Raw genomic sequence first — 24,712 nt, 5'->3', positions numbered from 1 at the left:
GTGCGGCAGTCCCCTCCCCCCGCTCCCTTGATTGCCCTGCTGGGCGCGCCCTACACGGGCGTGGAGGCGTTGGCACAGGCGCTGCAGCAGCATATCACTCCCGGCACGGTGCGCATCGCCCTGCACCACCCGCACCTGGACCACACCCCGCCCGCGCCCGCGCCGCAGGCAGAGTCCGACGCGGTGGCATTGACCCTGCTGATGGGTCTCGATCAGCCCTGTCCTGCCGAGGAACGGACTGCGCAGGAGGCCTGCGATACCCGGCTGCGTGCGGCCCTGGCGGCTGCGGCGATACCCTACCGCGTGGTGTACGGAACGGGCGAGCAGCGCACTCGCAATGCGCTCATTGCTATACAAAATGTAGCACCTCAGGCATATTCCACTAGCGCAAGGGCCGCATTAGACACTGAAAACGCGCCCAGAACGGCCCGGTTGCGCGCCTGGAACTGCGAGAAGTGCAGCGACCCCATTTGTGAGCACCGGCTGTTCACCGCACTGGTCGAGCAGCGGGATACGACACCACCACCAGCCGTTACGCCAGACCGCGTTTGAGCTCCTTCAGAAGCAACACCACCTGGCTGGAGCCGTAGCGGTAACCGCCATTGAGCACCTGCACGGCCCGGTCCCATTCGCCCTGCTGGGCCAGTTCCACCAGGGTGGCAGCCTGCTCATGAAAGTATTGGTAGCGCGCCACCAGCAGCGGATAGGCAGGCTGGTCGCCCAGCAACTCGCCGCCCACGCCATGCAGCCAGCGGCCCAGCGCGCTCTGGTCGGCGCGGCGCACCTGGGCCGGGTCCAGCCCGACGGTGGTGCGGCCCTCCAAGTAGTCCATCAGCCGGTCTTTCCACCGCTCGTGGGCGTTGATGGCTGCGTCGATGTCCAGCGCGGCAAGCAGGGTGTCCGCATGCCGCGAATCTGGTGCCGCTGCACTGTCGTACAGCGCCAGCGGAGGCGCAGCCGAGCTGGCCCGGTGGCTCCCCAGAACACGGCGAAGAAACTGCATGACACCCCTCGTTCATTTCCTGCGCGACCGGAACTGATCGCTTGAACGCACACAGGCCTTGCGATCGGACCTTGTGCGCCGGCCCCTGGCAGCGGCAGGCGCTGCTGCAGGGTGACCCAGGAATCTTAGGCGGGGATGGCGGGGGCGATTGTCAACGATGGTCAGCCGACCACCGCGCCCGATGGAGGCTGCAGACGGCTACTGGATGCCTGTGGGCCCCGGGGGCTGAGCAGCGGCGGGCGAGACGAAAATCTGTGCGGCATCCACGGCATCAAACCGGTACTGCTGGCCACAGAACTCGCAACCCACTTCGATGTCGTCGCGCTCGGCGAGGATGCTCTCGGCCTCTTCAGCGCCCAGGTTGCGCAGCATGTTGCTCACGCGCTCGCGGCTGCAGGTGCATGCAAAGCGCGGGCCGCTGGCGCCCTGCTGGGGTTCAAAGCGCAGCAGCTTTTCTTCCCAGAACAGGCGGCGCAGGATAGTGTCCACGTCCAGCGTCAGCAGTTCCTCACGGGTCAGGCTGGAGGCCAGGTGCGCAATGCGGTTGTAGTCCTCGTTGTGGCCGATCTGGTCTTCGTTCTCGCGGTGCGAGAGGCCCGCGGCCAGGTTGCCCTCGCCCTTGATGGGCATACGCTGGATCAAGAGGCCTGCGGCCACCTGGTCGTTCGCGCCCAGCACCAAAATGGTGTCGAGCTGCTCGGACTGCAGCATGTAGTGCTGCAGCACGTCCGACAGGCGCTCCAGCTTCTCGTGGTGGTCGCCATGCAGGGGCACCACGCCCTGGTAGGGCTGCTGGCCCGGGTGGCGGTCCTTGGGGTCGAGCGTGATGGCGCAGCGGCCACCGCCGCCCACATTGACCATCTGGCTCAGCTTTGCGTCCGGCAGCACCTCACCATTCACGGTAGCGGTGGCGCGCAGGCTCAGGTCCGACTGCACCTCAGCCACGGCCAGCTTGACGGGGCCGTCCCCAAACACCTGCAGCACCAGCGCACCGTTGAACTTGATGTTGGACTGCATGAGCACACCGGCGGCGGCCATCTCGCCCAGCAACTCGCTCACCGGCGCGGGGTAGGCGCCGGTGGCGGTGTTGCTCGCCCGGCGCTTCAGGATTTCGGTCCAGGCATCGGTCAGGCGCACGATCATGCCGCGCACGGGCAGACCATCGAAAAGAAACTTGTGGAGTTCAGACACGCAGGATTCCAGGAAAAATGAGGTGGCGGGCGGCGACGATGCCGCGCTCAGCCAATCTTGCGCAGGCCGCGTTGGAAGCGGCGTGCATTGTCAATGTAGTGTTGGGCGCTCTGGCGCAGGCCTTCGATCTGCTCAGGGGTGAGTTCACGCACCGCCTTGGCGGGGCTGCCAATGATCATGGAGCCATCGGGAAACTCCTTGCCCTCGGTGACCAGCGCGCCCGCGCCCACCAGGCAGTTCTTGCCAATCTTGGCGCCATTGAGCACCACGGCGCCAATGCCGATCAGCGATTCGTCGCCAATGGTGCAGCCGTGCAGCATGACCTGGTGGCCCACCGTCACGCGCTCGCCCACGACCAGGGGCTTGCCGAAGTCGGCGTGCAGCACGCTCGCGTCCTGGATGTTGGAGCCCGCGCCGATGGTGATGCTCTCGGTGTCGCCGCGCACCACGGTGCCAAACCACACGCTGGCGTCTTCGCCCAGCACCACATTGCCCATCACCTGTGCGCTGTCGGCCACCCAGGCCGACGCTGCCACTTGGGGAGCCACACCGTCGAGTTCGTAAATTGCCATGCACCCACTCCGCAGAAACCAAAGAAGCGGCACGCCATGGCGCGCCCTGAGAGGTCGCCAATCGTTACAAAGCGCAAGCCTTGGTGCCGATGGCAAGGCCTAGAATTGTAAGGATGGAGCTTCGCCACCGTGCACTGCAGGTCTTGTGCCTGGCAGACCCCGAACAAAAAGCGGCTGCAGCGCTAGAACTGTTTGCCCAAGCAGCTACGCTTTCAATAGCAGACACCGCCCCTGCGGCCCCCACCGATCCAGACGCCCTGCCCGGCCGCCCCGAGCGCCCCGAGCTGCTGCGCCACACCCAGGTGGCCCGCCGCTCGCCTGCCACCCCAGAGGGCCGCGTTATTCTCATCCACGCCATCGCCCACATCGAGTTCAACGCCATCAACCTGGCGCTGGATGCCGTGTGGCGCTTTAATGGCATGCCGCGCGACTACTACCTGGACTGGATGCGCGTGGCGGCCGAAGAGGCCAAACACTTCAGGCTGCTGCGCGACCACCTGCGCAGCCAGGGCCACGACTATGGCGACTTTCCGGCCCACCAGGGCCTGTGGACCATGTGCGAGAAGACCCGGCACGACGTGCTGGCGCGCATGGCCCTGGTGCCCCGCACGCTCGAAGCCCGGGGGCTGGATGCCACGCCCCAGATCCAGGCCAAACTGCGCCAGGTGGGCACACCCGATGCCCTGGCCGCCGTTGCCATCCTGGACGTGATCCTGAACGACGAGGTGGGCCATGTGGCCATCGGCAACCACTGGTACCGCTGGCTGTGCGAACGCGCGGGCCAGGACCCGGAAACCCTGTACGGCACGCTGGTGCAGCGGTACGAAGCCCCCCGCCTGAAGCCCCCGTTCAATGAGTCCGCGCGGCGCAGCGCCGGGTTCAGCGACGCCGAGCTGCGCTGGCTGCAGCAAGCCTGACCCGCACACCATGGCATAGAGCCTGCGGACAACCTGAGGGGAATACGATGACTCCTACAATTCCCGGCGATGCCCTCTGCGGGCCCGCGCTCCCTATTTCAAGAACACACAGCCCACACCCATGACCCAAGCTTTCACCCCCGGCACACCGCCCGCGCCCCCACCCGGCAACCAGTCGTCGGTCGCCATGATTGCGCGCCAAGCCATCGTGAACGCGCAGCAGGTGGTGGTGGGCTACGAGCTGTTCAACCGCTCGCGCAGCGGCGCCGCCCACACGGCCGCGACCGACGTGATCCTGGTGTTCACCGCCCTATCGCACGCCGGCACCGAAGAGCTGGTGGGCAAGAAGCTGATCTTCGTCAACTGCACCCACGAAAGCCTGTCGGGCGGCCACCTGGAGCTGGTGGACCCGGACAAGGTGGTGCTGGAGATTCCGCCCCTGGGCCATGCGGCCGCCGAAGAGGTCGCCACGCGCCTGCCCATCCTGACCGAGCTGCGCGACCGGGGCTTTCACCTGGCCTTCAACCACACGGTGCTGCAGTCGGCGTACGCCCCCTGGCTGCCCCTGGCGGACTACATCAAGCTGGACCTGTCGGTGCTGGCGCCCGACCAGCTGGCCGTGCTGATCAGCTACGCAGGCCGCCACAGCAAGGCCGAGCTGATCGCGGAGAAGGTCGAAACGGCCCAGCAATACGACATGGTGTCCAGCCAGGGTGTACAGCTGTTCCAGGGCTACTGGTTCGCCCGCCCGGCCCTTGTCGAGACCAAGCTGCTCACGCCTTCGCAGGCCAGCATCATCGAACTCATCAACCAGGTGCGCAAACAGGCCAGCACGGACGAGATTGAGGAAGTGCTCAAGAAGGATGCGGGCCTGGCCTTCAACCTGATGCGCCTCATCAATTCGGCCGGGTTTGGGCTCTCGCGCGAGATCACCTCGTTCCGCCAGGCCGTGATGCTCATGGGCCTGAAAAAGCTGTTCCGCTGGGCGGCGCTGCTGCTGACCGCATCGCGCAACAACGGCACGCCCTCTTCGGTGGGCCACACCGCCGTGGTGCGCGGACGCCTGATGGAGCTGCTGGCGCTGGAGACCCTGCCGCCCGAGGAGGCCGACCAGGCGTTTGTGGTGGGCATCTTCTCGCTGCTGGATGTGATGCTGTCGATGCCCATGGAATCCGCCATCGGCCTGCTCAACGTGCCCGAGCCCGTGGCCGCTGCGCTGCTGCGGCGCGAGGGCTTCCTGGGCGATCTGCTGACCTTGGCCGAGGCCTGCGAATCCAGCGACGATGCCGTGTTCGACCGAACGGCCGGCCTGCTGCATCTGACCAGCCAGCAGATCAACTTTGCCCACCTGCAGGCACTGGCCTGGGCCGACCACATCGGCGACTGACAGGCGCCGCCGCCACGCTGGCGGCCCCTGGCAAGACTTTGGTTCTCCGCCGGCGCCTGGCGGTCTAGAATGATCGTCAGCCTTTCATTTCAGTGGACCCCATGTCGAGCACACCCGAACAAGACACCCCGGACGCCGCAGCGCCTGCGGTCGAACCCGTGGACGAGAACCTTGCCATCATTGCGCGCCAGGCCATCGTGGACGAAAGCCGCGCGGTCTATGGCTACGAGCTGTTCGACCGTTCCACCGCATCCGACTCGCACACCGCCGCCAGCGATGCGGCCCTGCTCTTCAATGCCCTGTCCTATGCGGGCACCGAGGCCCTGGTGGGCAAGAAGACGGTGTTCATCAACTGCACGCACGACAGTCTCTCAGGCGGCCACCTGGAGCTGATCCACCCCGAAAAGGTGGTGCTGGAAGTCCCGCCCCTGCCCGAGGGCGCCACCCAGGAAGAAATCGAAGGCCGTCTGCCCACCCTGGAAGCACTGCGCACACGGGGCTTTCGCCTGGCGTTTGACCAACAGGCCCTCAAGCGCGCCTACACCAGCTGGCTGCCCATGGCCGCCTTTATCAAGCTGGACATGCAAGCCTTCAAGCCCGAGCTGGCAGCTCCCCTGGTCAAATTTGCCACCACCCACAGCAAGGCCACGCTGGTGGCCGAGAAGGTCGAAACGGCGGCGCAATACGAGCTGATGCGTGACCTGGGCGTGAAGCTGTTCCAGGGCTACTGGTTCGCCCACCCCTCGCTGGTCAAGGCCACCACCATCCGCCCCTCGCAGGCCACGATCATTCAGCTCATCAACCTGGTGCGTAAACAGGCCAGCACGGCCGAGATCGAAGACCTGCTCAAGAAAGACCCCACCCTGTCTTTCAACCTGCTGCGTTTCATCAACTCGTCGGGTTTTGGCCTGTCGTGCGAGATCACCTCGTTCCGCCATGCAGTGATGATCCTGGGGCTGAAAAAGCTGTTCCGCTGGGCAGCCCTCTTGATGACCACCTCGCGGGCTGGTGGAGCGCCACCGGCCGTGGGCCAGACTGCCGTGGTGCGCGGCCGCCTGATGGAGCTGCTGGCCGCAGAGCTGCTGCCGCCTGAAGAGTGCGACAACGCCTTCGTGGTCGGCGTGTTTTCGCTGCTGGACACCATGCTGGGCGTGCCGCTCGAAAAGGCGCTGGATTCCGTGGCTCTGCCCGAACCGGTGATGGATGCCCTGCTGCGCGGCACCGGCGTGTTTGCCCCGTTCCTGGAGCTGACCAAGGCCTGCGAAAGCGGCGATGAAGTGGCCTTTGCCAAGAACGCCGATGCATTGCACCTGTCCAACCGCCAGGTGAACTGGGCCCACCTGCAGGCGCTGACCTGGGCCGAGAGCCTGAACGAAGAATAGCCCCGTTCTTCCCCCCAAAAAGCCCACAGGCCCTGCTTCGACAGGGCCTGTGGCGTTTCTGGGGCTTCAACCCCTGCATACGGTCAGTTGCCCTGGATTCCCGCCGCGCGGATGATGCGCGCGTTGTTATCGGACTCCAGTGCAATCTGGCGTGCGAACTCGGCCGTGGTGCCGCCGGTGGGCACGTTGTCGGTGGCATCGAGCTTGGCGCGGATGTCCGGCAGCGCCAGCGCCTTGTTCACCTCAGTGTTGATGCGTGTGATGACCGTCTTGGGCGTCTGCGCCGGGGCATAGAGGCCGAACAGGGACGAGAGATTGGCCGCTGGCTGACCCAGCTCGGCCAGCGTGGGCACCTGGGGCAGCGAGTCCAGCCGTGCCGGAGCCCCCACCGCCAGCGACTTGAGTTTGCCCGCCTGAATATGCTGCAGCACCGCCGGGCCGGCGTTGGTCGATAGCACCTCAAACTGCCCGCCCAGCGCGTCATTCATCTGCTGGCCGCCGCCCTTGTAGGGGATGTGCGTGATCTGCACCTGTGCCACCGACTGGATCTGCTCCAGCATGATGTGCCCCAGCGACGCCTGCCCCGACGTGGCCCAGCGCACCGATCCGGGCTGGGCCCGCGCACGCGCGATCAGGTCCTTGAAGTCGGTCGCCCGGCTCGCGGGCGTGCCCAGTAGCAGCACGGGCGAATACATCACGCTGACCACGGGCGCGATGTCCTTTTGCGGATCGAAGGGGGACTTGCCCAGGTGTGGGTTGAGCGCCAGAGGGCTGACCGCCGCAAAACCCAGCGTGTAGCCATCGGGCGCCGCCTTGGCCACCGCGTCCACGCCCAGGCTGCCACTGGCGCCCGCCTTGTTTTCAATGACCACGGGGGTGCCCAGTTGCATGGCCAGCTTGTCGGCCAGCGCGCGGGCGATGTTGTCGCTCACGCCCCCCGCCGGGTAGGCCACGATGATGCGGATGGGTTTGGCGGGCCACGCCTGGGCCGAAGCCACGACGGGCGAGACCGCCAACGCGACCGCAGCGGCGGCCACCAACTGGCGGCGAGAGAAATGCAGATTCATGGTGAGAGCCAATGGAGAAGAGTTCGATGGGCGGCCGTCCGGTCCACCCGTCAATCCAGTTCGAGCTTGCGCTCGCGGATCAGCTTGGCCCACTTGTCGTTCTCGCCCTTCACAAAGCTGAAGAACTCCGTGGGCCCGAGGGAATGTACCTCCGAACCTGTGGATGCAAACTTGGCCTTCACCTCCGCTTGAGCAAGCACCTTGGCCAGTTCGGCAGCCAACTTGTCCACCACCTCTTTGGGCAGGCCTGCGGGACCCACCAGCCCCTGGAAGCCGACAGACTCCATGCCGCCAAGGCCCAGTTCGCTCACTGTGGGCACGTCAGGCAACTGCGGGTCGCGGCGCGGGCCCGTCACTGCTAAGGCCTTGAGCTTGCCGCCCTTGACCTGCGGCAGCAGCACCGGCCCCGCATCGATCAACAACTGCGTCTGTCCACCGATCAAGTCCTGCACAGCCGGGGCGCTGCCTTTGTAGGGCACATGCGTCACATCCAGCCCCGTTGCCTGGTTCATCAGCTCGCCATTCAGGTGGGTGGACGTGCCGGCGCCGCCCGATGCAAAGTTCACCTTGCCTGCATTGGCCTTGGCCGACGCCACCCATTCCTTCAAGTCCTTGGCCGGGTGGTCCGGCCGGGTGACCGCGATGTAGCTGCCCTGGCTGATCTGGCCGATGTAGCTGAACTGCTTGAGCGGGTCATACGGCATCTTGCGCTGCAAGTAGGGTGCGATGGCGAACGGGCCGGTATTGGCCAAGAGCAGCGTGTAGCCATCGGGCGCGGCCCGGGTCAGCTCCGTGGCCGCCAGCATGCCGCCAGCACCGGGCTTGTAGTCCACCACGATCTGCTGTTTGAGAAGCTCCTGCAGCGGCACCTGCACGGTGCGCGCTGCAAAGTCGATGCCGCCGCCTGGCGGGTACCCCACGATGAGGCGGATGGGCTTGGCTGTGGGCCAGGCCTGCGCCATGGCCAGGGACGCAGCCCCCAACAGCAATGCACCAGCGATGAGTTTTTTCATGCAATGTCTCCTTATTGTGGTTTAGGAAAACTGGTCTGGCGCGCCGCTCAGCGCGCTAGCCCCTTGGGTGGTGCTGCGCGTGCAAGGACTTGAGCCGCTCGCGCGCCACGTGGGTGTAGATGGTGGTGGTGGAGATATCCGCATGGCCCAGCAGCAGCTGCACCACGCGCAGGTCGGCACCGTGGTTGAGCAGGTGCGTGGCAAATGCATGGCGCAGCGTGTGGGGCGACAGCGGCACCGTGATGCCCGCCACCTGCGCCCACTTTTTGACGATGACCCAAAACATCACCCGCGTCATGCCGCTGCCGCGCTGGGTGACGAACAGGTCGTCCGTCTGCTGCCCGCCCAGGATGGCGCCACGGGCCTCGGCCAGATAGCGCTGCAGCCAAGCACGGGCCTCTTCGCCGAACGGCACCAGACGCTCCTTGCTGCCCTTGCCCATCACGCGCAGCACGCCCTCGTTCAGGCCGACCTGGAAGGTCTTGAGCGTGACCAGCTCGGTCACGCGCAGGCCGCTGGCGTACATCAGCTCCAGCATGGTGCGGTCGCGCAGGCCCAGGGGGTTGCCCAGGTCGGGCGCGTTCAGCAGCGCCTCCACCTGCGCCTGCGACAAGGTCTTGGGCACGCGCAGTGGCTGGCGTGCGGCCTGCAGCCGCACGGTGGGGTCGGTGGTGATGCGCCGCTCGCGCAGCGCCCAGTGAAAGTAGCGGCGCAACACCGTCAGGCGCCGGTTGGCCGAAGTGGCGCGCGTCTGCGCGTGGCGGGCGGCAAAGTAGGCCTGCAGGTGGTGTTCGGCCGTGTCGTCCAGCGCCAGCGCAGGCTGCTGGTCGGCCAGCCACTGTGCGTACAGCGTCAGGTCGCGCCGGTAGGCGGCCAGCGTGTTACGCGACAGGCCGTCCTCCAGCCACAGGGCGTCCACAAAGGTGTCGATGGCATTCAGACTGGGAGCAAGCATCCAAAAACCATAGCACGCATCGCGTGCATTCAGCTCCACGGGCACAAAAAAGCCGCCCGAAGGCGGCTGGGGACAGAAGCGGTGGCTTTTATTCCAGCGTCAGCTTCTGCTTGACGACCACATCCTTGTAGACCGCGAACTCGGCCTTGATCTGCTCGGCAAACTGCTCGGGCGTGTTGCCGATCACGAGCGAGCCCGTGTCTTCGATGCGCTTCTTCACGGCCGGGTCTTCCAGGGCCTTGCGCACACCGGCGTTGATCTTGTCCACCACATCCTTGGGCAAGCCCTTGGGGCCCACGATGCCGTAGTAGGCCATGCGGTTCACCGGCTCCAGGCCCAGTTCCTTGAAGGTGGGCACATTGGGCAGGGCCGCTACGCGCTGGGGCGCTGCGACGACGATGGGCACCAGGCGGTTTTCCTTGATGAAGGGCAGCGCCGAAGGCAGGTTGTCAAAAATCATGGGCACCTGGCCGGCCACGGTGTCGTTCAGGGCCGGGCCCGCACCGCGGTAGGGGATGTGGGTCACAAAGGTGCCCGAGAGGTTCTTGTACAGCTCCATCTGCAGGTGGCCGATACCGCCCGTGCCGGACGACGAGTACGAATATTTGCCGGGCGACTTCTTCAGTTCGGCCACGAACGACTTGTAGTCCTTGGCCGGGAAGCTGGGGTTCACCGCAATGATGTTGGGCGTGGCCGCAATGTTGATGATGGGCGAGAAGTCTGTCAGCGGGTTGTACGGCGTCTTGGGGTTGATGGCAGGGTTGGCGGCGGTGGTGGACACCGTTGCCACGCCCAGCGTGTAGCCGTCGGCCGTGGCGCGGGCGAGTTCGGCTGCCCCCACAATGCCGCCGCCACCGGCCTTGTTGTCCACAATCACGCTCTGGCCGAGCACGCGGCCCAGGGGTTCGGCGATCACGCGCGCAATGATGTCGGTGGTGCCACCGGGTGCAAAGGGCACAACCAGTCGGATCACCTTGTTGGGGTAGCCTTGTGCGGCAGCCGATCCAGCTGCGGCAGCCAGTACGGTCAGCGCAAGCCATTGACGACGATGCATGGAAATCTCCTTCGTGCGGGGTAACAACAAACAGCGCCGATGGTATGCGCAACACCCGCCAAACCGCCCTGCGGATTCCACATAAGGGCTAACCCTAAAAATGGGCGCGGGTGCGCAGCCTCCCTGCCCCACTCAACCGGCTGGGAACCCCCCACCGGCTTGCCATGCATCAAGTATTCTCGGTGCGTGAACTACGCCCAACTCCTGCTCCCCGATTTTTCACTCATCTTCCTGGGCTACCTGATCTGCCGGTACACCGCCCTGAACCGCTCGGTCTGGCAGCCAGTGGAGAGCCTGGTGTACTACCTGCTGTTCCCGGTGCTGCTTTTTCAGTCCATCGTCAAAAGCCCGATGGATATTGGTGCGGCGTCGGGGCTGATTGGCGCAGGCATGCTGTCGGGCGTGATCGGCATCGCACTGGCCTACAGCCTGCCGCACTGGCCCTGGGTGGGCAAGCACATCGATGTGCGCGACCATGCAGCCAGCGCGCAGGTGGCGTTCCGCTTCAACTCCTTCATTGGCCTGGCGATTGCCGAGCGGCTAGCGGGCACCCAGGGCCTGTTGATGATTGCCGTGCTGATCGGTGTGTGTGTGCCGCTGTTCAACGTGGCGGCTGTTTGGCCCATGGCCCGCCATGGGCAACACAGCTTTGCCCGCGAGCTGTTGCGCAACCCGCTGATCATTGCCACCGCTTCGGGGCTGGCGGCCAATCTGCTGGGCTTTCAGATCCCCGAATGGGCGGTGCCCACGGTCAGCCGCATCAGCTCCGCATCACTCGCGCTAGGCCTGATGGCGGCCGGGGCGGGGCTGCAGTTTGGTCTGCTCACGCGCGGCAAGACGCTCAGCGTGTCGGTGCTGGCCATCCGCCACCTAGTGCAGCCGCTGGTGGCGTTTGGCATGGCCCGCATGTTCGGTCTCGACGCCGTGCAGACGACGGTGCTCCTGGCCTTTGCAGCCTTGCCCACGGCATCGACTTGCTATGTGCTGGCGGCGCGCATGGGCTACAACGGGCCGTATGTGGCGGGGCTGGTCACGCTGTCCACCTTGCTGGGCATTGTGAGCCTGCCGTTTGCGCTGGGGGTGCTGCGATGAGCCGGGGTCTGAACCGCAGGCGGCTGCTGGGCGCCAGTCTGGTCGCCACCTTGAGCATGGTCGCGTGTGGCCGCAAACCGCCGCGTGCCCAAGCGGTGCCGCCGGGCGCCACGGTGCTGACGCTGGGCGACTCGCTCACATCGGGCGTGGGTGCCACGGCCGACACCGCCTACCCGGCCGAGCTAGCGCGCCTGACGGGCTGGAAGGTGGTGAACGGAGGCGTGTCGGGCGACACACCTCGGCCCAGGCGCTCACGCGCCTGCCGGGCCTGTTGCAGCAGCACCAGCTCGCGCTGGTCATCGTAAGCATTGGCGGCAACGACTTTTTGCGGCGCCAGAGTGCGGCCACCACGCGCGCCAACATCCTGCGCATCTGCAGCGAGGCCAACGGCAGCGGCGCGCAGGTGCTGCTGGTGGCCGTGCCGGAGCTATCGCTGATGGCCGCTGCCGGCCGCCTGAGCGACCACCCGATGTACGAAGAGATTGCCGAGGAGCTGAAGATCCCGCTGCACGCCAAAGGCTGGTCGAGCGTGCTCGCGCAAGAGCGGTTGCGGTCCGACCAGATCCACGCCAACGCCGCAGGGTATGCGGAGTTTGTCCAGGGACTGGTGGGCACCTTGCGGAAGACGGGGCTGCTGGCGCAGTAAGGACCCGGCGCAACGGTTATCACTCCTATTTTGATAGCTACTTAGGCATGTTGCACTAGCGCTACCAGGCGATTTTTTTCAAAAACGCCCTCAACCCGCCTCCAGCGCCCAGGCCACATGCTCCCGCACCAGCGCGCTGGCGTCCTCTGCGCGTGACTGCAGCGCCGTGCGCAAGGCCTCGTCGCCGGTGGCGCGCAGCGCATTGCCCAGCGCCACCGCCACGTTGCGCAGCCAGCGTTCATGGCCAATGCGACGAATGGGGCCGCCCTCGGTCATGCGCAAGAAGGTGGCTTCGTCCCACGCAAACAGGTGCACCAGCTGCTGGCCGGATAGGCCTTTGCGCTCGTCAAAGTCGGGCAGGCGGCTGACCTGGGCAAACTTGTTCCAGGGGCAAATCAGCTGGCAGTCATCGCAGCCATAGATGCGGTTGCCCAGCAGAGGGCGCAGTTCCACAGGGATGGGCCCGGCGTGTTCGATGGTGAGGTACGAGATGCAGCGCCGCGCGTCGATGCGGTGCGGCGCGATGATCGCCTGCGTGGGGCAGATGTCGATGCACGCACTGCAGCTGCCGCAGTGCGCGGTGACGGGCTCGCTCGGTGGCAGCGCCATGTCCACATAAATCTCGCCCAAGAAGAACATGGACCCGGCCTCGCGGTTGAGCACCAGCGTGTGTTTGCCGCGCCAGCCCTGGCCGCTGCGCGCAGCCAGCTCGGCCTCCAGCACCGGGGCGGAGTCGGTGAACACGCGGTGGCCAAACGGGCCGATGGCCTCGGCAATGCGGTCGCTGAGCTTTTGCAGCCGGGCGCGCAGCACCTTGTGGTAATCCCTTCCACGGGCATAGACGGAGACGATGCCCTCGTGCGGGCGCTGCAGGCGGGAGAGTTCGGCCGCCTGCCAGCCCCCCGGCGCATCCCTGGCCGTGTCGCGCGGCAAATAATCCATGCGCGCCGTGATCACGCTCACGGTGCCGGGCACCAGTTCGGCCGGCCGCGCGCGCTTCATGCCGTGGGATGCCATGTAATGCATGTCACCATGGAAGCCCTGCGCCAGCCAGGCCGCTAGACCCGGCTCGGCCGCAGACAAGTCCACCCCCGCCACGCCGATTTGGGAAAATCCCAGCTCGCGGGCCCACTCCTGCATTTGAGGAACGAGTTGACTGTTGCACCACATACCGGCCAGATTGTAGAAAGCGGCAGCGATGCCCCTGGCGCCCCCCCTGCCGACACTTCTGCCGAACCCACGCGCCAATTCATCTGGCATGGCGAGGAAGACACCGCCGCCTTTGCTCAGCGCCTGGCCGCACAACCCTTGCTGGCCAACGCCTTCGTGACCCTGCACGGCGACCTGGGTGCGGGAAAGACCACCCTGGTGCGCCACCTGCTGCGCGCCCTGGGCGTGCAGGGCCGCATCAAGAGCCCCACCTATGCCGTGGTGGAGCCCCACGAGGCACCAGGCATTTCGATCTGGCACTTCGACTTCTACCGTTTTGACGATCCGCGCGAGTGGGAAGACGCCGGTTTCAGGGACATTTTTGCCAACCCCGGTCTCAAGGTGGCAGAATGGCCGGAAAAGGCTGCAGCGCTTACCCCGCTTGCAGACCTTGCTATTCACATTGAAGCAACGGACGACACCGAAAGGAAGGTCACGCTGCATGCCCCCACCGCTACCGGGCGCAGCCTGCTGCAAGCTCTCTGAGACGCCGTGAACGAACCCACCTTGCCTGCCCGCCAAGCCCCCCTGCCCTCGCGCCGCGCCGTGTTGCGCGCCAGCAGCCTGGTACTGCTGCTGGGCACACAGCAGATTGCGCGCGGCGCCACCATCGTGGCCGTGCGCGTGTGGCCTGCCCCTGAGTATTCACGCGTCACCATCGAGTCCGATGGCGCGCTGGTGGCCAAGCAGTTTTTCGTGACCTCGCCGCCGCGCCTGGCGGTGGACATTGAGGGCATCGATCTGAGCCCCGAGCTGCGCGAACTGGTGGCCAAGGTCAAGCCCGACGACCCCAACATCGCGGGCATCCGCGTGGGCCAGAACGCGCCCGGCGTGGTGCGCCTGGTGGTTGACCTCAAGCAGCCCGCCATGCCGCAGGTGTTCACCCTGCCGCCTGTGGCCGCCTACCGCCACCGGCTGGTGTTTGACCTGTACCCCGCAGCGCCCGTGGACCCGCTGGAGGCCCTGATTGCCGAGCGCCTGCGCGATGCCAACGGCCCCGCTGCTGCGTCTGCCCCCTCGCCTGCCAGCGCCCCTGCCACCGCGCGCGCGCCCGCACCGGCGGCCGAGCACGACCCGCTGGGCGATCTGATCGCGCAGCGCGCCAATGGTCCCACCACCGGCAGCACGGGTGCACAGCCACCCGCCCCGCCACCAGCAGTGGCAGCGGCGCCCGCACCGGGGGCAGCCCCTGCAACGCCGTCACGCCCCGGCAACCGCGCCACAGCCACCGAGACCGACCGCATCATCATCGTGGCACTCGACCCCGGCCACGGCGGCGAAGACCCCGGCGCCATCGGCCCCTCCGGCACGCGTGAAAAAGACGTGGTGCTGCGCGTGGCCCACCTGCTGCGCGACCGCATCAACGCCACCACCATTGGCGGCAATCCCATGCGGGCCTACCTCACACGCGACGGGGACTACTTTGTACCCCTGGGCACCCGCGTGCAGAAGGCCCGGCGCGTGCAGGCCGACCTGTTTGTGAGCATCCACGCCGACGCGTTCACCACCCCTGCCGCCCGCGGCGCCAGCGTGTTTGCGCTGAGCCAGGGCGGCGCCTCCAGCACTGCCGCCCGCTGGCTGGCCAACAAGGAAAACCAGGCCGATCTGGTCGGCGGCATCAACGTGCAGTCCAAGGACCAGCATGTGCAGCGCGCGCTGCTGGACATGAGCACCACCGCGCAGATCAACGACAGCCTCAAGCTCGGCACCGTGCTGCTGGGCGAGATCGGCAATGTGGGCAAGCTGCACAAGCCGCGCGTGGAGCAGGCAGGCTTTGCCGTGCTCAAGGCGCCCGACATCCCCAGCGTGCTGGTCGAAACCGCCTTCATCAGCAACCCCGAAGAAGAAAAGCGCCTGCGCAGCAGCGCCTACCAGGAGCAGTTGGCCGATGCGCTGATGCGCGGTATCACGCGCTACTTCGCCAAGAACCCGCCGCTGGCGCGCAGCCGGTCGGTGTAGGCAGGTCAAGGACAGGGCGCGCGGGGCAGCCAGACCACCTTGCGCGCACTGCCAACTGCAGGCACAGTAGCCTGCATCGGCCGGGCGCGCACCGCGCCCAGGCCAGCAAGGAGAACTGCCATGGCCCTGCCCCACGCCCAATCTGGCCAGATCGTCAGCGTGCGCCCCCTGGGGGCGCGTTTGGCCGACACCGTCACCACCGCAATCCTCAAAGCCGGCCAGCTCGAAGTCATGCGGGTGGTCCTGCCGGCGGGCAAATCCATGAAAGAGCACCAGACACCCGGCGAGGCCACCGTGTTGTGCATCGAGGGCTTGGTGGAGTTTGCCAGCGACCAGGGCGTGCAGCAGTTGCACCCCGGCGACTTTGTGCACCTGGCACCGCGCGCGCTGCATTCGCTCAAGGCGGTGGAGCCTGCGTCCCTGCTGGTGACGATGTGCCTCAAGCCTGCCCCAACGGCTTGAGCCCCAGCCCGCCCAGGCGGTCAGCGCCCCAGCCGGAACACGCTCACGATCTCTGACAACCGCGCCGCCTGGTGCTTGAGGCTATCGGCCGCCGCCGCGCTCTGCTCCACCAAGGCAGCGTTCTGCTGGGTGACCTGGTCGAGCTGCATCACCGCCTCGCCCACCTGACTGATGCCGATGGTCTGCTCGCCCGTGGCGCTGGAGATTTCGCCAATCAGGTCGCTCACCCGCTGCACCTGGGCGACGATGTCTTCCATGCTCTGCCCGGCGTTGCTCACCAGCTGGGTGCCGTTCTCCACCTTTTCCACACTAGCGCCGATCAGGGCCTTGATCTCCTTGGCGGCTTCGGCGCTGCGCTGAGCCAGGCTGCGCACCTCGCTGGCCACCACGGCAAAGCCCCGGCCCTGTTCGCCGGCGCGGGCAGCCTCCACCGCCGCGTTCAGTGCCAGGATGTTGGTCTGGAACGCAATGCCGTCGATCACGCTGATGATGTCGGTGATCTTTCGGGACGCGGCCGAGATGTCCTGCATGGTCGTCACCACCTGGCCCACGACCTCCCCACCCTTGACTGCCGCCTGTGATGCCGATCCGGCCAGCGTGGCGGCCTTGCGCGCGGTGTCGGCGTTGTTCTTCACGGTGCTGGTGATCTGCTCCATGGAGGCGGCCGTTTCCTCCAGGTTGCTGGCCTGCTCTTCCGTGCGCTGGCTCAGGTCGGCATTGCCCATGGCGATCTCGCTGGAGCCCGTGGCAATGCTGTCGCTGCTGTGCCGCACGTCGCCCACGATGCGCACCAGCGAGGTCTGCATGCCCTGCATGGCCCGCATCATCTCGGCCACCTCGCCCCGCCCCTGCACCTCGATGGGCTGGGACAGGTCGCCCTCGCCAATGCGCTGCGCCACCGCGCTCACCGCCCCCAGCGAGCGGCGGATGCGCTGCACCACCACCCAGGACAACACCACCAGCAGCGCAAGCCCCGCCACGCCGGCCACCAGCACCGTCATGCGGTAGGACTGGATGAGCTCAGCCGCCTCGGCCGCCTGCTCGGCCGAGCGGCGCACCTGGTAATCGACCATCTTGTCGGCAATGGCGTTGTACTTGTCCAGCACGGGGGCAAACGTGCCCAGCGCATAGGCGCGCGCCTGGGCCATGTCGCCCGCCTTTTTCAGCTCCAGCGACTTGTCGCGCGTCTCCAGGTACGACTTGCGGATGGTGGCCAGCTCTTCCTGGATGCGCAGGCCCTCGGGGCTGTTTTCCAGCTCGGTGTAGCGCTTTTGCACCTTGCTGGTGTCGGCCGTGGTGGCCGCCATCGTGTCCTTGAAGTAGTTCTGTAGGTCGTCGCCCTCGGTCTGGGCGATGGAGAACACGCGCGTGGAATTGACGGCGATGTTGCTGCGCCAGCGCAGCGCCAGTTGCAGCCGCTCCACCTGCTCGGACGCGAGATGGTCCACCGTGGCCCCCAGATGCTGCACGCGCACAAGGCTGAGCACCAGCACCACCACCAGCGCCAGCACCGCCACCCCCACGATCAAGCTGATCTGCTGCGCCACCGTCAACTGAGCGCCCACGGCCCCCCGGCCGGCGTGCTGGATGTGCTGGGTCATCGCGTGTCCTTGTGTAAGTTTTGTACGCCCAGGAAATGATCTGCCTGCGCAACGCGGTTGGCAACAGCGCCGGGCGCAGGGAAACCCTTAGAGCCTGCGGAGGGTTTGGCCGGGGATCCGTCCACGCGCTCTAGGAGCCTGTCCTACAGCCACCGCCCTCGCCTGCCTACACCGACGAAAAGCATCACGAGCCACAGTAGAGGCACAGGTCGAGCTTCAGCCGCCACTGCGGAAGGGGACCACGGCCTGACTCCACAACCATCAAGGAATCTCGCCATGAAAATCCGTCACATTCTTCTCGCGACCACTTGCACCGCGGCCCTGGCACTGGGTGGTTGTGCATCCAACCCCACCAACGCCCAAGTGGGCACTGGCGTCGGCGCCGTGGTCGGCGGCGTTGCCGGTAATGCCATCTTCGGCGGCCCCGTGGGCACCATCGGCGGTGCCGCAGCCGGCGCCCTCATCGGCCATGAGGTGGGTGAAGACCGCGACCAGCGTCGCCCCTACCGCCGTTAAATTTGCGGGGCGCTGAGCGCTCCCGCTGGATGCTCAGCACCTGTTTGGGCATCAAAAAAGCGGCAGGCGCATGATCCACATGCGCCTGCCGCTTTTGTTTTGGTAGCAGATGGGCGATCTTCAGACCGTACGCGCCTGACGCCCTGCGCGCCACGCGCCAAAGATGGCGATCAGGCCCGGCATAAAAATCATCGCCCAGATGATCTTGTCCAGGTTCTCCTTGACCCACGCAAAGTTGCCGAAGAAGTACCCCGCCGTGGCAATACCGAGCACCCACAGCAGCGCACCACCCACGTTGTACGCGGTGAACTTGGCACGGTTCATTTCAGCCACACCCGCCACGAAGGGTGCAAACGTGCGGATGAAGGGCATGAAGCGCGCAATCACGATGGTGATGCCGCCGTAGCGCTCATAAAACTCATGCGCCTGATTGAACGCCCGGCGGTTGAACCAGCGCGAATCCTCCCACTGGAACACCTTGGGGCCAAAGTAGCGGCCGATGGAGTAGTTGCACTGGTCGCCCAAGATGGCCGCCGCCAGCAGCACCGCGCACGCCAGCGGAAAGCTCATCATGCCGGCACCACACAGCGCGCCCACGATGAACAGCAGCGAGTCGCCCGGCAAAAACGGCATCACCACCAGGCCTGTCTCGACAAACACAATGGCAAACAGCAGGGCGTAAACCCACATGCCATAGGCCTGCACAAACGCCTCCAGATACTTGTCCACATGCAGGATGAAGTCGATGAGAAAAGTGACAAGTTCCATGAAAAGGCGGGCCTGGGCGCGGCGCGGAAAAAAGGTGGGCGCATTATCCCCATCACGCCCCACCCCCGCCCGATACCCCTGCGCAGCCCCCGCCCTAAAATCCGGTGGGTGAACGACACCACCCCCTTCCTCGCAGCGGCGCAGCCCGCCTCCAGCTCCCCCACCACCACGCGCCGCCCCATCCGCGATCTGCCCGATGAACTCATCAGCCAGATTGCTGCGGGTGAAGTGGTGGAGCGCCCCGCTTCGGTGGTGCGCGAGCTGGTGGACAACGCGCTCGATGCGGGTGCCACGCAGATCACCGTGCGCCTGTCGGCCGGTGGCGTGCGGCTGATCACCGTGGAGGACGATGGCGGCGGCATCCCGCAAGAAGAGCTGCCCGTGGCCCTGCGCCGCCACGCCACCAGCAAGATCACCAACCTGAACGACCTGGAGACCGTCGCCACCATGGGCTTTCGGGGCGAGGCACTGGCAGCGATTGCGTCGGTGTCGGAGATGGCCCTGCTCTCGCGCCCGGCCGCGCAGGCCAGCGCCTTCTTGCTGGACGCCCGCAGTGGTGAGCTGCGCCCCGCCGCGCGCAGCACCGGCACCACGGTGGAGGTGAAGGAACTGTTCTTCTCCACGCCCGCGCGCCGCAAGTTCTTGAAGACCGACGCCACCGAGCTGGCGCACTGCATTGAATCCGTGCGCCGCCACGCACTGGCACGGCCCGACGTGGGCTTTGCCATCTGGCACGAAGGCAAGCTGGTGGAGCAGTGGCGCGCCACCTTTGTGCCGGGCCAGGGTGATCCGCAGGACGTGCAGGACGCGCTTGCCCGCCGCCTGTCGGACGTGCTGGGCGAAGACTTCGTCACCCAGTCGGTCGCCGTGCAGCACCGCGTGGGCCCAGTCACCGTCACCGGCCGCGCAGGCCTGCCCGACGCGGCGCGCTCGCGGCCCGACCACCAGTATTGCTACGTCAACGGCCGCTTCGTGCGCGACAAGGTCCTCACGCACGCCGCCCGCAGCGCCTACGAGGACGTGCTGCACGGCCACAAGCAGCCCATTTATGCGCTGTATGTCGAGATCGACCCGGCGCGTGTGGACGTGAACGTGCACCCCACCAAGATCGAGGTGCGCTTTCGCGACAGCCGCGAGGTGCACCAGGCCGTGCGCCATGCGGTGGAAAACGCACTGGCTGCGCCACGGGCTGCCGCATTGGCAGCGGCTGCGGCGGCACCCAACCCCTCCGCAGCCGGTGATGGGGAGCATTTCAAGCCCCAGACGCCCCAAGCGCCGGTGTGGAATGCCCAGGCCGCTATCAAATTTGAAGAACGTGGTCACCGTGTGGAAGACCTGCAGGCCCTGTGGGGGCCGCGCAGTGCGACGCCTGCCAGCCCCGTGGCAGACCCCGCATCGGGCGCGGTCATGGGCGGTTTGTGGGCGCCCTCGGCCCAGGCAGATGCGCCCGCAGCATGGGCAACGCCTGCCGCATCCCATGCATCTGCCACGCCCTGGGACAGTGCGCCGGCCGCACAGACGGCCGCTCCGGTTGCAGGCTCCCCCACCGAGCCCCTGGCCAGCAACCCACCCACGGCCTGGCCTGTGGGCCGCGATGGCAACGAAACCGCCTGGCCCCTGGGCAAGGCCGTGGCCCAGTTGCACGGCGTGTACATCCTGGCCGAAAACGCCCAGGGCATGGTGGTGGTGGACATGCATGCCGCCCACGAGCGCATCGTCTACGAGCGCCTGAAGGCCCAGGTGGACAGCGGCGCGCGCATTGCCAGCCAACCCTTGCTGATCCCCGCCACCTTCGCCGCCACGCCGCAGGAAGTCGCCACGGCCGAAGAGTCTGCCGACGTGCTGGCCACGCTGGGCCTGGAGGTGGTGCCCTTCTCGCCCAAGACGCTGGCCGTGCGCGCCGTGCCCACCACGTTGGCGCAGGGCGACCCGGTGGAGCTGGCCCGCAGCGTGCTGGCCGAGTTGGCCGCCCACGACGCCACCACCGTAGTGCAACGCGCCCGCAATGAAATCCTGGGCACCATGGCCTGCCACGGTGCCGTGCGGGCCAACCGCAAGCTCACCATCGACGAGATGAACGCCCTGCTGCGCCAGATGGAAACCACCGACCGCTCCGACCAGTGCAACCACGGCCGCCCCACCTGGCGGCAGCTGAGCATGAAGGAGCTGGATGCGCTGTTCCTGCGCGGACGGTAGCGGCGGGCACCTCCCCGCCCGCGACATAGCCAGAGCCTTTTTCTCCAGCCATTGCCCACCGCCCTCCATGACCCAGCACCGCTACCACCGTACCAACCATGCCACCGCATCGCGCATGCTGGCAGCCACCACCACCCTGTGCGTGGCCTGGTCCGCCCACGCCGGACGCCCTCTGTCCGTGGACGATGCAGGCGTTGACGAGGTGGGCCATGGTCACGTCGAAGTGTGGTGGGAGGGCCAGCGCGGCCAGCCCGGCACGGTGTACATGGCCCCTGCCTTCACCCCCATGGCAGGACTGGAGCTGGGCGCCGTGCTGGCGCGTGACCGCAACGAACGCCACACCCTGCAAGGCGTGCAGGCCAAGTGGCTGTGGAGCCCCGCGCAAGAACAAGGCTGCAATGCAGGCAGCAGCGCCGGCGTCGTGCACCGGCGCCAAGGTGCCGGGCAGAGCGCAGGCAGCGTGGTCGCGCTCAATCTCATCGGCACCTGCGCCGCGACCTGGGGCGTGGTCAATGCCAACCTGGGCAGCCAGCGCGAGCGCGGCCAGTCCTGGCGCGCCACCTGGGGCGCCTCGGTGGAGCGCAGCTGGGGCGCTATCACGCCGCACCTGGAAGCCTTTGGCACCCAGCACAGCGCCCCCACGTTTCAGACCGGCGCGCGGTGGGAATGGGCGCCCGGCAGGCAGCTCGACGCCACCATTGGCCGCCAGCAAGGGCGCACCTTGCTCAGCGTGGGGTTTGCGCTGGGGTTCTGACCCCGCACCACACCGTCGCATGAAAAAAGCCCGCCGAAGCGGGCTTTTTGACGGGTGCGCAGAACGCTACTTAGTAGCGTGCAGTGACCTGTTTCAGTTGTCCCGCGCTGCCTTGGCCGTGTCGGCAAAGTCGCTGAACACGCCGTCCACACCCAGGTTGTAGAACAGCTTGTACTCGGCCTTGGGGTCGCCCTTGAAGTCCGAGGCCAGGCGCTTGGCCTCGTTGCGGAAGGTGTAGGCGTGCACGAACAGGCCTTCGGCGTGGGCGTTCTTCACCACGTCGGTGGGCGCCATCATCACGCGGTCGCGTTCGTCGATCTTGCCGTCGCCATTCAGATCGTCGGGCTTGCCGTCCTTGTTGGCATCCACCTGCTTGGAGGGGATCAGGTAGGGCTTCCAGGGGCCAATGCCGTCGGCATAGGTCTTGACTTCCTTGAGGCCCGCGGGGGTCAGCAGGCTGGCGAAGGTGCGCGAGTCACCGGCCACGGCAAAGTCATAGGGCTTGTCGTACGGGGCCACCAGCGACATGGTGCCATCAGAGTTCACATCGTCTGCGTCCACCAGCTGCACCAGGCGCACCTGGGTCTTGGTGCGCAGGTACTTGAGGTTGGAGACTTCGAACGACTGGATGATGACGGGCGAGCTCTTGGAGGTGTAGCCGTACTTGGCCAGGATGGCCAGCAGGCGGTCTTCCAACGGCAGGCCTTGCTTGACGTGGTAGGTGGGGTGCTTGGTCTCGGGGTACACGCCCACGGTGCGACCCGCCTTGGCGCCTTCGGTCTTGGCCAGGTCCAACACTTCTTCAAAGGTGGGGATCTGGAACTTGCCGTTGTACGACTGGTCGCGGTCGGACAGGGGCTGGATGGCGCGCAGGGTCTTGAGTTCGGCCAGGGTGAAGTCGGTGACAAACCAGCCTTCTTCCTCTACGCCGTCCACCACTTTCTTGGTCTTGCGGCTGGCGAATTCGGGGCGGGTGGAGACATCGGTGGTACCGGTGATGTTGGGCTCGTGGCGGGCGACCAGCACACCATCCTTGGTGGCCACCAGATCGGGCTCGATGAAGTCGGCGCCCATGTCGATGGCCAGCTTGTAGCCTTCCAGCGTGTGGTCGGGCCGGTAGCCCGCCGTGCCGCGGTGGCCGATCACCAGGGGCTTGTCGCCGTTCAGGGTGGGGTACGGATAGTTGTCGCTGCCGCCGCAGGCTGCCAGCGTGGCCACCATGGCCAGCGCGCCCCATTTCACACCAGGGATGTGCATGCTCTTCTCCTCGCTATGTTGTTGGTAGAACCGCCGAACTGTGGCGTCGGCATGTGACAAGGCCATGACGTTGGCTTGACCAACGGATGACGGCCGAACCACCCGCCAAACGCACCAATATGTGGCAAATATCCCAGCCACATTCCCCACCATTGTGCATAGACATGGGCATGAACGTATAACTTTTGGACATAATTCGATGCTGCGGTGCGCCAAACCAGTGCACAGCTGCCTTCGATTTTGTTGACCCCTTACTGCTGAAAGCCCTTTGAACCATGAAACACGCGACCGCCGAGAGCTTCCTTTCCCACGTGGCGCTCCGCAATCCCGGCCAGCCGGAATTCCTGCAAGCTGTCACCGAAGTGATGGAAAGCCTGTGGCCGTTCATCGCGCAGCACCCCCGCTATGCCGAGCACGGCCTGCTGGAGCGGCTGGTGGAGCCCGAGCGCGTCGTGATGTTCCGCGTGTCCTGGGTGGACGACCATGGCGCCGTGCAGGTCAACCGCGGCTACCGCATCCAGCACAGCATGGCCATTGGCCCCTATAAGGGCGGGCTGCGCTTTCACCCGTCCGTCAACCTGTCGGTGCTCAAGTTCCTGGCTTTTGAGCAGACCTTCAAGAACGCACTGACCACACTGCCCATGGGCGGCGGCAAGGGTGGTTCCGACTTCGACCCCAAGGGCAAGAGCCCTGCCGAAGTCATGCGCTTTTGCCAGGCCTTTGTGACCGAGCTGTACCGCCATGTGGGTCCGGACACCGATGTGCCCGCCGGCGACATCGGCGTGGGCGGCCGCGAGGTGGGCTTCATGGCGGGCATGTACAAAAAGCTGGCCAACAACGCGGCCAGCGTGTTCACCGGCAAGGGCCTGTCGTTCGGCGGCTCGCTGATCCGCCCTGAAGCCACGGGCTATGGCACCGTGTACTTCGCGCAAGAAATGCTCAAGACCCGGGGCCGCTCGTTCGATGGCCTGCGCGTGTCGGTGTCGGGCTCGGGCAACGTGGCGCAATACGCCGTTGAGAAGGCCATGCAACTGGGTGCCAAGGTCATCACGGTGTCGGACTCCAGCGGCACCATCGTTGACGAAGAGGGCTTTACGCCTGAAAAGCTCGCCATCCTCATGGACGTCAAGAACCACCTGTACGGCCGCGTGAGCGATTACGCCGCACGCACGGGCGTGAAGTTCGAGGCCGGTGTCCGCCCCTGGCACGTGAAGGTGGACGTGGCCCTGCCCTGCGCCACGCAAAACGAGCTGGACGAGAACGACGCGAAAACGCTCATCCAGAACGGCGTGGTCTGCGTGGCCGAAGGCGCCAACATGCCCTCGACCATCGAAGCCGCCAAGGCGTTTGAGGCCGCTGGCGTGCTCTACGCCCCCGGCAAGGCCAGCAACGCGGGTGGCGTAGCCACATCGGGCCTGGAGATGAGCCAGAACGCCGCCCGCCTGTCCTGGCCTCGCGAAGAGGTGGACGCACGCCTGCTGCAGATCATGCAGGGCATCCACGCGGCCTGCCTGCAATATGGCAAGCGTGCCGACGGCAGCGTGAGCTACATCGACGGCGCCAACATCGCCGGCTTTGTGAAGGTGGCCGACGCCATGCTGGCGCAGGGCGTGGTGTAGGCCCCAGCAGGGCCTCAGAGCCTGTTCGCACAGCAAATCACTGGGGCTTCGGCCCCTTTGTTTTTGGCGCGCGGCGCAGTGCAGGCTATGCT

Annotated in this window: 25 protein-coding genes; 14 read left to right on the top strand and 11 right to left on the bottom strand. The window is 66.3% G+C overall.

Going from position 1 to position 24,712, the window contains the following annotated elements; translation table 11 throughout:
* Positions 1-27 precede the first annotated feature (27 nt).
* The gene (locus ACODSU_RS09860) at positions 28-552 is read left to right on the top strand and encodes a hypothetical protein (protein WP_488842037.1); all 525 of its coding nucleotides are present in this window, start codon (positions 28-30) and stop codon (positions 550-552) included.
* Here the strand turns inward: ACODSU_RS09860 and ACODSU_RS09855 are convergent.
* From ACODSU_RS09855 to ACODSU_RS09845, 3 genes are all read right to left on the bottom strand, one after another.
* Entirely contained in the window at positions 533-1,003 is a 471-nt protein-coding gene (locus ACODSU_RS09855) for a CZB domain-containing protein (protein WP_488842035.1), read from the bottom strand. The genes ACODSU_RS09860 and ACODSU_RS09855 overlap by 20 nt on opposite strands.
* Before the next feature lie 198 nt (positions 1,004-1,201).
* Positions 1,202-2,194 (bottom strand): Hsp33 family molecular chaperone HslO, encoded by a 993-nt coding sequence (hslO, locus tag ACODSU_RS09850; protein WP_488842033.1) that lies wholly within the window; start codon positions 2,192-2,194, stop codon positions 1,202-1,204.
* A gap of 47 nt (positions 2,195-2,241) precedes the next feature.
* Positions 2,242-2,766: a gamma carbonic anhydrase family protein gene (locus ACODSU_RS09845; RefSeq protein ID WP_015013323.1), complete on the bottom strand. Its 525-nt coding sequence runs from the start codon at positions 2,764-2,766 to the stop codon at positions 2,242-2,244.
* 113 nt (positions 2,767-2,879) lie between these two features.
* Here ACODSU_RS09845 and ACODSU_RS09840 point away from each other — a divergent pair, with 113 nt between their 5' ends.
* The 3 genes from ACODSU_RS09840 to ACODSU_RS09830 all read left to right on the top strand — a co-directional run bounded on the left by ACODSU_RS09840 (position 2,880) and on the right by ACODSU_RS09830 (position 6,452).
* Positions 2,880-3,683 carry a ferritin-like domain-containing protein gene (locus ACODSU_RS09840; RefSeq protein ID WP_488842031.1) on the top strand — a complete coding sequence of 268 codons (804 nt, stop codon included), beginning with the start codon at positions 2,880-2,882 and terminating at the stop codon, positions 3,681-3,683.
* A 121-nt stretch (positions 3,684-3,804) separates the two neighbouring features.
* Positions 3,805-5,070 (top strand): EAL and HDOD domain-containing protein, encoded by a 1,266-nt coding sequence (locus ACODSU_RS09835; RefSeq protein ID WP_015013321.1) that lies wholly within the window; start codon positions 3,805-3,807, stop codon positions 5,068-5,070.
* Between the two features lie 101 nt (positions 5,071-5,171).
* Positions 5,172-6,452: an EAL and HDOD domain-containing protein gene (locus tag ACODSU_RS09830; protein ID WP_488842028.1), complete on the top strand. Its 1,281-nt coding sequence runs from the start codon at positions 5,172-5,174 to the stop codon at positions 6,450-6,452.
* Positions 6,453-6,535: 83 nt separating this feature from the next.
* On the opposite strand, the gene ACODSU_RS09825 is transcribed toward ACODSU_RS09830, so the two are convergent.
* The 4 genes from ACODSU_RS09825 to ACODSU_RS09810 form a co-directional block, all read right to left on the bottom strand.
* Positions 6,536-7,519 (bottom strand): Bug family tripartite tricarboxylate transporter substrate binding protein, encoded by a 984-nt coding sequence (locus ACODSU_RS09825; protein WP_488842026.1) that lies wholly within the window; start codon positions 7,517-7,519, stop codon positions 6,536-6,538.
* A gap of 50 nt (positions 7,520-7,569) precedes the next feature.
* Positions 7,570-8,532 (bottom strand): Bug family tripartite tricarboxylate transporter substrate binding protein, encoded by a 963-nt coding sequence (locus ACODSU_RS09820; protein ID WP_488842024.1) that lies wholly within the window; start codon positions 8,530-8,532, stop codon positions 7,570-7,572.
* Between the two features lie 55 nt (positions 8,533-8,587).
* Entirely contained in the window at positions 8,588-9,487 is a 900-nt protein-coding gene (xerD, locus tag ACODSU_RS09815) for a site-specific tyrosine recombinase XerD (RefSeq protein WP_209817100.1), read from the bottom strand.
* Between the two features lie 88 nt (positions 9,488-9,575).
* Positions 9,576-10,541 carry a tripartite tricarboxylate transporter substrate binding protein BugE gene (locus ACODSU_RS09810; RefSeq protein ID WP_056640033.1) on the bottom strand — a complete coding sequence of 322 codons (966 nt, stop codon included), beginning with the start codon at positions 10,539-10,541 and terminating at the stop codon, positions 9,576-9,578.
* Positions 10,542-10,727: 186 nt separating this feature from the next.
* Here ACODSU_RS09810 and ACODSU_RS09805 point away from each other — a divergent pair, with 186 nt between their 5' ends.
* From ACODSU_RS09805 to ACODSU_RS09795, 3 genes are read left to right on the top strand one after another with little or no spacing between them, the layout of a single operon-like run.
* A complete protein-coding gene (locus tag ACODSU_RS09805) occupies positions 10,728-11,633 on the top strand; it encodes an AEC family transporter (protein ID WP_060986427.1) in 906 nt (301 codons plus the stop codon).
* Positions 11,630-11,938 (top strand): hypothetical protein, encoded by a 309-nt coding sequence (locus ACODSU_RS09800; RefSeq protein ID WP_488842021.1) that lies wholly within the window; start codon positions 11,630-11,632, stop codon positions 11,936-11,938. The genes ACODSU_RS09805 and ACODSU_RS09800 overlap by 4 nt, the downstream gene beginning before the upstream one ends.
* Positions 11,905-12,279, top strand: a complete 375-nt coding sequence (locus ACODSU_RS09795) for a GDSL-type esterase/lipase family protein (RefSeq protein ID WP_488842019.1) — start codon at positions 11,905-11,907, stop codon at positions 12,277-12,279. Before ACODSU_RS09800 ends, ACODSU_RS09795 begins: the two co-directional genes overlap by 34 nt.
* Before the next feature lie 90 nt (positions 12,280-12,369).
* Here the strand turns inward: ACODSU_RS09795 and queG are convergent, their stop codons facing one another.
* Complete coding sequence (queG, locus tag ACODSU_RS09790; RefSeq protein WP_488842017.1) at positions 12,370-13,419, bottom strand: tRNA epoxyqueuosine(34) reductase QueG; 1,050 nt, start codon at positions 13,417-13,419, stop codon at positions 12,370-12,372.
* Positions 13,420-13,431: 12 nt separating this feature from the next.
* Between queG and tsaE the strand changes: the two genes are divergently transcribed.
* From tsaE to ACODSU_RS09775, 3 genes are all read left to right on the top strand, one after another.
* Positions 13,432-13,974 carry a tRNA (adenosine(37)-N6)-threonylcarbamoyltransferase complex ATPase subunit type 1 TsaE gene (gene tsaE, locus ACODSU_RS09785; RefSeq protein ID WP_343735035.1) on the top strand — a complete coding sequence of 181 codons (543 nt, stop codon included), beginning with the start codon at positions 13,432-13,434 and terminating at the stop codon, positions 13,972-13,974.
* A 6-nt stretch (positions 13,975-13,980) separates the two neighbouring features.
* Complete coding sequence (locus ACODSU_RS09780; RefSeq protein ID WP_291441629.1) at positions 13,981-15,447, top strand: N-acetylmuramoyl-L-alanine amidase; 1,467 nt, start codon at positions 13,981-13,983, stop codon at positions 15,445-15,447.
* 120 nt (positions 15,448-15,567) lie between these two features.
* A complete protein-coding gene (locus ACODSU_RS09775) occupies positions 15,568-15,909 on the top strand; it encodes a cupin domain-containing protein (protein ID WP_488842014.1) in 342 nt (113 codons plus the stop codon).
* A gap of 20 nt (positions 15,910-15,929) precedes the next feature.
* Here ACODSU_RS09775 and ACODSU_RS09770 read toward each other — a convergent pair whose 3' ends face one another.
* Complete coding sequence (locus ACODSU_RS09770; protein ID WP_488842012.1) at positions 15,930-17,510, bottom strand: methyl-accepting chemotaxis protein; 1,581 nt, start codon at positions 17,508-17,510, stop codon at positions 15,930-15,932.
* Positions 17,511-17,786: 276 nt separating this feature from the next.
* Here ACODSU_RS09770 and ACODSU_RS09765 point away from each other — a divergent pair, with 276 nt between their 5' ends.
* Positions 17,787-18,026, top strand: coding sequence for a YMGG-like glycine zipper-containing protein (locus ACODSU_RS09765; protein WP_015013308.1), 240 nt, complete (start codon positions 17,787-17,789; stop codon positions 18,024-18,026).
* Between the two features lie 120 nt (positions 18,027-18,146).
* On the opposite strand, the gene ACODSU_RS09760 is transcribed toward ACODSU_RS09765, so the two are convergent.
* Positions 18,147-18,794 carry a DedA family protein gene (locus ACODSU_RS09760; protein ID WP_488842010.1) on the bottom strand — a complete coding sequence of 216 codons (648 nt, stop codon included), beginning with the start codon at positions 18,792-18,794 and terminating at the stop codon, positions 18,147-18,149.
* Between the two features lie 108 nt (positions 18,795-18,902).
* Here ACODSU_RS09760 and mutL point away from each other — a divergent pair, with 108 nt between their 5' ends.
* The gene (gene mutL / locus ACODSU_RS09755; RefSeq protein WP_488842008.1) at positions 18,903-20,990 is read left to right on the top strand and encodes a DNA mismatch repair endonuclease MutL; all 2,088 of its coding nucleotides are present in this window, start codon (positions 18,903-18,905) and stop codon (positions 20,988-20,990) included.
* 67 nt (positions 20,991-21,057) lie between these two features.
* Complete coding sequence (locus ACODSU_RS09750) at positions 21,058-21,744, top strand: hypothetical protein (protein ID WP_488842006.1); 687 nt, start codon at positions 21,058-21,060, stop codon at positions 21,742-21,744.
* Positions 21,745-21,837: 93 nt separating this feature from the next.
* Here ACODSU_RS09750 and ACODSU_RS09745 read toward each other — a convergent pair whose 3' ends face one another.
* Positions 21,838-23,001 (bottom strand): glycerophosphodiester phosphodiesterase, encoded by a 1,164-nt coding sequence (locus tag ACODSU_RS09745; protein WP_488842004.1) that lies wholly within the window; start codon positions 22,999-23,001, stop codon positions 21,838-21,840.
* 275 nt (positions 23,002-23,276) lie between these two features.
* Between ACODSU_RS09745 and gdhA the strand changes: the two genes are divergently transcribed.
* A complete protein-coding gene (gene gdhA / locus ACODSU_RS09740) occupies positions 23,277-24,620 on the top strand; it encodes an NADP-specific glutamate dehydrogenase (RefSeq protein ID WP_291441624.1) in 1,344 nt (447 codons plus the stop codon).
* Positions 24,621-24,712 lie beyond the last annotated feature (92 nt).

The organism is Acidovorax sp. FG48, from assembly GCF_057809085.1.
The sequence above is the reverse complement of the archived record's forward strand: the minus strand, read 5'-3'. Positions and strand labels throughout refer to the sequence as shown.

Bases quoted from the DNA above. Each gene is read 5' to 3' on its own strand.
- ACODSU_RS09855 (WP_488842035.1), bottom strand. From the start codon at position 1,003: ATGCAGTTTCTTCGCCGTGTTCTGGGGAGCCACCGGGCCAGCTCGGCT.
- ACODSU_RS09845 (WP_015013323.1), bottom strand. From the start codon at position 2,766: ATGGCAATTTACGAACTCGACGGTGTGGCTCCCCAAGTGGCAGCGTCG.
- ACODSU_RS09840 (WP_488842031.1), top strand. From the start codon at position 2,880: ATGGAGCTTCGCCACCGTGCACTGCAGGTCTTGTGCCTGGCAGACCCC.
- ACODSU_RS09835 (WP_015013321.1), top strand. From the start codon at position 3,805: ATGACCCAAGCTTTCACCCCCGGCACACCGCCCGCGCCCCCACCCGGC.
- ACODSU_RS09830 (WP_488842028.1), top strand. From the start codon at position 5,172: ATGTCGAGCACACCCGAACAAGACACCCCGGACGCCGCAGCGCCTGCG.
- ACODSU_RS09825 (WP_488842026.1), bottom strand. From the start codon at position 7,519: ATGAATCTGCATTTCTCTCGCCGCCAGTTGGTGGCCGCCGCTGCGGTC.
- ACODSU_RS09820 (WP_488842024.1), bottom strand. From the start codon at position 8,532: ATGAAAAAACTCATCGCTGGTGCATTGCTGTTGGGGGCTGCGTCCCTG.
- xerD (WP_209817100.1), bottom strand. From the start codon at position 9,487: ATGCTTGCTCCCAGTCTGAATGCCATCGACACCTTTGTGGACGCCCTG.
- ACODSU_RS09810 (WP_056640033.1), bottom strand. From the start codon at position 10,541: ATGCATCGTCGTCAATGGCTTGCGCTGACCGTACTGGCTGCCGCAGCT.
- ACODSU_RS09800 (WP_488842021.1), top strand. From the start codon at position 11,630: ATGAGCCGGGGTCTGAACCGCAGGCGGCTGCTGGGCGCCAGTCTGGTC.
- queG (WP_488842017.1), bottom strand. From the start codon at position 13,419: ATGCAGGAGTGGGCCCGCGAGCTGGGATTTTCCCAAATCGGCGTGGCG.
- ACODSU_RS09775 (WP_488842014.1), top strand. From the start codon at position 15,568: ATGGCCCTGCCCCACGCCCAATCTGGCCAGATCGTCAGCGTGCGCCCC.
- ACODSU_RS09770 (WP_488842012.1), bottom strand. From the start codon at position 17,510: ATGACCCAGCACATCCAGCACGCCGGCCGGGGGGCCGTGGGCGCTCAG.
- ACODSU_RS09765 (WP_015013308.1), top strand. From the start codon at position 17,787: ATGAAAATCCGTCACATTCTTCTCGCGACCACTTGCACCGCGGCCCTG.
- ACODSU_RS09760 (WP_488842010.1), bottom strand. From the start codon at position 18,794: ATGGAACTTGTCACTTTTCTCATCGACTTCATCCTGCATGTGGACAAG.
- ACODSU_RS09750 (WP_488842006.1), top strand. From the start codon at position 21,058: ATGACCCAGCACCGCTACCACCGTACCAACCATGCCACCGCATCGCGC.
- ACODSU_RS09745 (WP_488842004.1), bottom strand. From the start codon at position 23,001: ATGCACATCCCTGGTGTGAAATGGGGCGCGCTGGCCATGGTGGCCACG.
- gdhA (WP_291441624.1), top strand. From the start codon at position 23,277: ATGAAACACGCGACCGCCGAGAGCTTCCTTTCCCACGTGGCGCTCCGC.